The sequence below is a fragment of the Acinetobacter sp. SH024 genome (assembly GCF_000163635.1).
GTDB lineage: Bacteria > Pseudomonadota > Gammaproteobacteria > Pseudomonadales > Moraxellaceae > Acinetobacter > Acinetobacter pittii.
Genome location: NZ_GG753601.1, coordinates 95,639 through 102,159 on the forward strand (window position 1 = coordinate 95,639; position 6,521 = coordinate 102,159).

Genomic DNA, 6,521 nt, shown 5'->3' on the forward strand with positions numbered 1-6,521 from the left:
GACGTCTATGTTGCAAAAAGTTTTAATTGCAAACCGTGGTGAAATCGCTTTACGTATTACCCGGGCTTGTAAAACATTAGGAATCAAGACTGTTGGTATCTATTCAGATGCCGACAAGGATTTGATGCATTTACGTTTTGTTGATGAAGCAGTATGTATTGGTCCGGGCGCAAGTAGTGATAGCTATTTAAATATCCCGGCAATTATTACTGCTGCAGAAATTACCGGTGCTGATGCTATTCACCCGGGTTATGGTTTCCTTTCAGAAAATGCTGAGTTTGCTGAAATTGTAGAAAGCTCAGGCTTTACTTTTATTGGCCCACGTCCAGAACATATCCGCCTTATGGGGAATAAAGTTTCTGCGATTGTTGCCATGAAAAAAGCTGGCGTACCTACTGTACCAGGTTGCGACCATGCAGTAACCATCCACAATGCCTTGGCAGAAGCGAAAGAAATCGGCTTCCCGCTTATTGTTAAAGCGGCTTCTGGTGGTGGTGGTCGTGGTATGCGTATTGTTGAGCGTGTAGATACACTACTTGAATCAGTTCAAGCAGCGCAGCGCGATGCAGAAATGTGGTTCGGTGATGATACCGTTTACATGGAACGCTTCTTACAAAAACCTCGCCATGTCGAAGTTCAAGTTCTTGGTGATGGTAATGGTCATGCAATTCATTTATATGACCGTGACTGTTCATTACAACGTCGCCATCAAAAAGTACTAGAAGAAGCACCTGCACCAAACCTACCAGAGCAAGCTCGAGCTGATATTTTAGAAGCTTGTGTTCATGCATGTCAGTTGATGCAGTATCGTGGTGCTGGTACGTTTGAATTCTTATTTGAAGACGGTGAATTCTTCTTTATTGAAATGAATACTCGTGTTCAGGTTGAGCACCCTGTAACTGAAATGGTTACCGGTGTCGATATTATTGAACAACAGTTACGTATTGCTGGTGGCCTAGGACTAGAGCTTCAACAAGAAGATATCAAAGTTCAAGGACATGCAATTGAATGCCGTATCAATGCAGAAGATCCTACAACCTTCTTACCTTCACCAGGTAAAATTGAAAGTTTCTATGCGCCAGGCGGCGCTGGTATTCGTTTAGATTCTCATATCTACCCAGAATACAGCATTCCACCTTACTATGACTCTATGATTGCTAAATTGATTTCTCATGGTAAAGACCGTGAAACTTCAATTGCTCGTATGCGTCAAGCACTAGATGAAATGATCCTTACGGGAATTAAAACAAATATTCCTCTACATAAAGATCTTATTTTGCAAGATAAGAGTTTCTGCTCTCAAGCAATGGATATCCATTACCTTGAAAAACACTTGTTAAAGCAAGTGGAAGAAAAGAAAGCTGAAACTGCATAATAAAAAAAGCCTCTTATTTTTAAGAGGCTTTTTTATATCAACCATTTTATGGTAATACCCGACGTAAAGTGGCAAAGCACTGCTCACCCTTAGCTGTTGAACAGAAATTGATTGTATGGTCGTTTTTCCATTGTACAAAATATTGTGAGACATCACCTGTTTGGTCTTGTTTCTGACCAGAACAATCTACTTTATTATTATCAAATTTAATTTGCATTACTAAAGCAGCTAGCTGTTCTTTAGGATCATCAGATGGTTGATATTCATAAATACCATAAGACCATTCCTGACCGCTTTTGATCACTACATCATTACTACTACGAAAGTTATAATATTCCACACATTTCTTATTATTTGGAATTTCCATTCCCCATAATCCCATAATTTCAGGGCGCGTAACAATACGTATAGCATTAGGATTACTTGCGGTCCGAACGGGTTGTTCAGCTGGCTGTTGAGTAGCCGTTTCTGCCACAGCTAAACCAGAACAAGCCCACAATAATCCAATAATATAAATATTTTTCATAGATTTATTAATCATTAAACGCATGAAGTTAAGTTAGCATATTTTTTGACAAAATCACTGCTCCATAACCATATAAAAACAATATTTTTCAACTGTAACGTGTCACAACAAGTCATCAAACAATTTTATATTTACTTGCTTTTTTCAATATAAATTCTTTGTTTTGCATGATCTCAGGCTTAGGTAGTTGAAGAATCGACTTGTTTCGGAAGCCACTTTACAAAGCACAAACCTAAGAGCACAACCACGCTGGCACACATAAAGATGAGTTCACCAGAAAGAATTTTCCAGAAATGCCCAGCCAGAACACTACCGAAAGCTACACCTAACCCCCACATGGTACTATAAAGTGCTTGTCCACGCCCTTGCTGTCCAGCAGAAAAGTTTTGAAAAATAACTCTCATTGCGATCAAGTGAAATAAACCAAAACTAAAGGCATGTAAGCACTGCGCAAAAAGTTGACCAATAAAATAATGTGAAAATACTGCAACTAGCATCCAACGTATGCTCGTCACTAGCAGACACACTATCACTAAACTGCGCCACGAAAAACGTTGAAAAATCTTTGAGGCAATTGAAAACATAAAAATTTCAGCAAAAACGCCCATGGCCCATAAAAATCCAATTTCAGTCGTACTGAAATTCAAAGATTTCAGAAAATTACTATAAAAACTATAAAAAGGCGCATGTGAAAAAAGTAGAATAAATTCAATTGCAAAAAATGCAGCCACTGTTGGGCGCTTAAGAACAGGAAATAAAGGTTCTAAATATTTTTGGGAAGTAGGCGCGCTATCAGGTTCGCGGATTGTGAAAGACCAAATAAACGCTAGAGACGCGATAATTAATAGTAAAATTGGGAGCATTGAAATATGCACTATTTCTAAAATAGCCCCAATAGTGAATACCCCAACAATAAACCCAACCGATCCCCACTTACGAATTTTGCCGTAGAGTTTAGCTTTTTGATCACCCAACCAAAATAAAGTCACTCCCTCAAATTGAGCTAAAATCGCATTTTGAAAGAAACTAAAAATAAGCATAAGCAAAGCAACTGATTGAAAAGTATTTGGCACTATAAAAATAGCCAACCATATACATGACTCCATCCAAGTTGCTATCCGAACAAGCAACATCCGCTTACCAGATTTATCAGCAATCCAACCCCAAACTAAAGGCGCAAAAAAACGAGTTACAATCGCAATTGATGATAAAACACCAATTTCTTGATAATTAAATCCCTGATCTTGAAGATATAAATTCCAATACGGCATGAATGTACCTACAATGGAATAGTAGAAAAAGTAGAATCCACCGAGTCGAGTTTGGATAGTAAGTGGTTGAAACAATTTATAAACCTTTGTATTTTCATGAGGTTAAAATTCGGGATAGCTGTCACGCATGTAGCCATTTGTCTTTAGTACTACTAAGCATCCACAAATTTCGATTCGTAGATTCACCGAATAAAATACAATTAAACATATCAGAGCATCTCAGCCTTTCAATTTTAACACTTTGTTTTCCAATACAAATCATTAAATTATTGAGAACCGACTTATCTCTATAAGTATTTTTTATTGATAAGAAAGAATAAATAAAGAAAAGAGAACTGTAATTTAATTTGTACAATCTGTTAACTTGTGTAAAAATACATTTAATATTCATAAGGTATATATTTATCAGATGTTTTTTCTTATTTTTTTAATTTGTCTTTTTCTGTTTTTACTCATCCTAAAACAACATTACCGCTAACCACTTATCACCCCTACTTTTTAAAAACCTAGCTGCTTCTTTTAAATTAGAACAATTAAACACCAAATTTATAGACCACTTTTTAAATGCTAAGTGTTCAACTCAAATCCTAAAAATATACTCAACATAAAATTCCAATAAATTCTTAATAAGTTACTGTAACAACTATCGCATCTGAGTAATTACCCGGAGCTGTTGAAATAGTGGTACCTTGCGGAATTTTTCCATAGACATTTGTACCCTGAGAATTACCCGAACCTGTTTTAGAAACACCTCCAGAACCTCCAACTGCGCTTACACCACCAGTAGTATCCCATACCGCACTATAATTCGAGTTCTGATATAACTGATACTGAATGTACTGACCACCACCATTTGTCATCTGCCTAAAGCCACCGGCAATACGGTTATTCCCATCCCCCAAATAAATACTATATGGCAGTCCATTATTACAGGTCGTATTTACCACCCCTTGAGCTGTGTAATCACGAGTAGTCTTACCAATATCATTAATATTTCCAAAATCGACATTTGATGTTGAATCTATTTGACACAAACTTGGCACAACATAATTAGCAGTTATAGTGGTATTACCCGAGTCCCAACCTCCACCACTATCCCCCTCACACACAGTGCTAGAGCTTGCTTGCATGTCCCAAAATAGCTGAACCGTACCAGTATAAGTTCCTTTAGGGTATGCCATGAGCGACCCTGTTCGGGCAGGTACTTTTATATTTACAGAGTAACTAATAACATTATTTGAAGCGACTGTTCTTACTGGACCATACCAGATATTCGAATTTTGATTAGTGGTAGAAGACCCTGCTCCACCTACAGTTGCTGTGACGGTGTAAGGTAATGAAAAATTATTATTACTACTCGTTGTTCCAGTAAAGACGGTTTTCATACACATATAACCTGAAATTTCTGGTGTTGTACGTCCCCCATAACAACGTATTGTTCCCGTGTATGTCAGAACTGCATCATTGTTAATTGTTGCGGCAGTGTATGTGTATGTACCAGAAGTTGTCCCTGTAGGTGTGCAAGTTGCATAGGCAGAGTTAAAAAATGTAAAGATCAGGCATAGCAAGCTCATTCCCAAAAAATATTTCAGGATAAATGAAAGACCTTTAAAAGTTGTCGGCTGGTTAAAGCTAGCAATATTTATCGACATACATAAGGCCCCAATTTTTTAGTACTGTACTGCGTATTTTTATAGGCAAAATCAACTTGGCATGAACCATGGTCTAGAAGATCAACTTCAAGTTTGTTTTGCTTTAATAGATTTGGAATAAACACTTCACCGTCATACCCAACCATCCCATCTTGCTGACCATTAATTCGAACGGTATAACCTGGCATTAATGGTGAGTTGTTTTGATCAACCAGTTTCACTAATCCTGAAATGACCTGATGAGCACCAAAGTCAACCAAAGTTCCTTGACGATAACCCACAAACGCTGTCTGATTCGTAGAGCTAACTTCCCACTCTAAAGGTAAATATGATGGGTCTAGGTAGATGTGATGAGACATGTAGGGTCTTAAATTTGCAATTAAGAATCGGCCAGACTTATCGGTCGTACCTAAATTAACACCACCATTTAAAATTTGGCTTTGTGGCCCTGCATTGGTCACAACTGCGTAGCCATCTCCAATTTCATTGGCCGCAAAGATACGTCCCGCCGCCGCAACCAATGAACCCGTCGCCGAAACTGCAACCTGATCGTTGTCTCCAAATCGGTTATAGCGTCCCGTCAGGTAAGCCGCTCGTGCTCGGTAAGATGCATAGACCGATGCATTGTTTTCATTGGCATCCTGATCTCTTTCAACATAGCCCCCCCAGCCAAATGAACCAATTTGTGGTTCTGACAAACCGAATATTTCTTGGCGATACCGTAGGCTACCGCTGTCACTAGATACACTCGTGATCGCATTCACTTTACTGGACGGGGTATATCTCAGCGCAAAGTAAACTCCATAGTCCTTGTGATTTTCATAATCTTTATACGCTGATGCATAAAAGCCCCAGTTCTTGTCCAGACTTCCACTTAAATTGGTAGACAGTAATTTATAGGAGTTGTCACTATATTTGATCTGGTTATAGCCCAGATAAATCCCATAGCCTGCATAAAAGTTATAGTTAATCCCCGCCCTAAAAATCTCATCGGCCAGTGCGCTGTAGTTCAGGTAGTTCTGTGACTCGGCATTGATCTGGTTATCTTTTAAATATCTCACTTGAGATACACGGGCTAGGTCAAAATAGTTATCGAATACTTTGCGGTAACTGGTGTTAAATGAAATGTTCTTACTGATGCGCCCTTCTAAACCCAGCAAGGTAGAGTAACCGTTTTCATCTTTATACTGGCTCGCTGCAATGTCGGCATTGATCACCCCAATCCCCAAAATATTCTTGGCAAATCCTGTGCCGAGATTGGACAGGCCATCTGTCGAAGCCTCTGCACCGCCGCTTAAAGTCAGTGAGTTGCTATAACCATATCGAATTGCACCTGAGGCAAAGGTGGCATCATCATAATCATTTGAATAGAGTCCATAGTTATAACGCGGAATACCAACATCTACTGAAAACTCATTAATGCCTTTTGCCAGAATCTTCGATGAAAAATAGTACGGCTTTTTGGTAATGCTCTGCTGACCCGTTGCATCGGTAGTCACAAGGGTGACTTCATTTCCTGAAATAAATGGAAGCTGTTTAATATCAAATGGACCAGATGGGACTAGTCCTGAATAAATCTTTTGCTGGTTGACGTATAAGTCTAGGGTTGAAGGCAGTGCTGCCGAGCCAGAGAATTGCGGGAGTGCCGAGGTGACAATATCCCCGCGTTGGCTATAAGCACTCGACCACTGAAAACC

At 39.0% G+C, this 6,521-nt stretch carries 5 protein-coding genes; 1 reads left to right on the forward strand and 4 read right to left on the reverse strand.

All coding sequences use genetic code 11. The features are described 5' to 3' along the window. Positions 1-7: 7 nt before the first annotated feature. The gene (accC, locus tag HMPREF0013_RS13085) at positions 8-1,375 is read left to right on the forward strand and encodes an acetyl-CoA carboxylase biotin carboxylase subunit (protein ID WP_002115704.1); all 1,368 of its coding nucleotides are present in this window, start codon (positions 8-10) and stop codon (positions 1,373-1,375) included. Between the two features lie 46 nt (positions 1,376-1,421). On the opposite strand, the gene HMPREF0013_RS13090 is transcribed toward accC, so the two are convergent. The 4 genes from HMPREF0013_RS13090 to HMPREF0013_RS13105 form a co-directional block, all read right to left on the reverse strand. Beyond that, a complete protein-coding gene (locus HMPREF0013_RS13090; RefSeq protein WP_002115710.1) occupies positions 1,422-1,925 on the reverse strand; it encodes a hypothetical protein in 504 nt (167 codons plus the stop codon). A 155-nt stretch (positions 1,926-2,080) separates the two neighbouring features. Beyond that, entirely contained in the window at positions 2,081-3,247 is a 1,167-nt protein-coding gene (locus HMPREF0013_RS13095) for an MFS transporter (RefSeq protein WP_153570161.1), read from the reverse strand. 548 nt (positions 3,248-3,795) lie between these two features. Then, entirely contained in the window at positions 3,796-4,824 is a 1,029-nt protein-coding gene (locus HMPREF0013_RS13100) for a spore coat U domain-containing protein (RefSeq protein ID WP_002115712.1), read from the reverse strand. Continuing rightward, a partial coding sequence (locus tag HMPREF0013_RS13105; protein WP_005803498.1) for a fimbria/pilus outer membrane usher protein occupies positions 4,815-6,521 on the reverse strand: 1,707 nt, incomplete at its 5' end. The genes HMPREF0013_RS13100 and HMPREF0013_RS13105, both read right to left, overlap by 10 nt.

Bases quoted from the DNA above. Each gene is read 5' to 3' on its own strand.
- HMPREF0013_RS13090 (WP_002115710.1), bottom strand. From the start codon at position 1,925: ATGCGTTTAATGATTAATAAATCTATGAAAAATATTTATATTATTGGA.
- accC (WP_002115704.1), top strand. From the start codon at position 8: ATGTTGCAAAAAGTTTTAATTGCAAACCGTGGTGAAATCGCTTTACGT.
- HMPREF0013_RS13100 (WP_002115712.1), bottom strand. From the start codon at position 4,824: ATGTCGATAAATATTGCTAGCTTTAACCAGCCGACAACTTTTAAAGGT.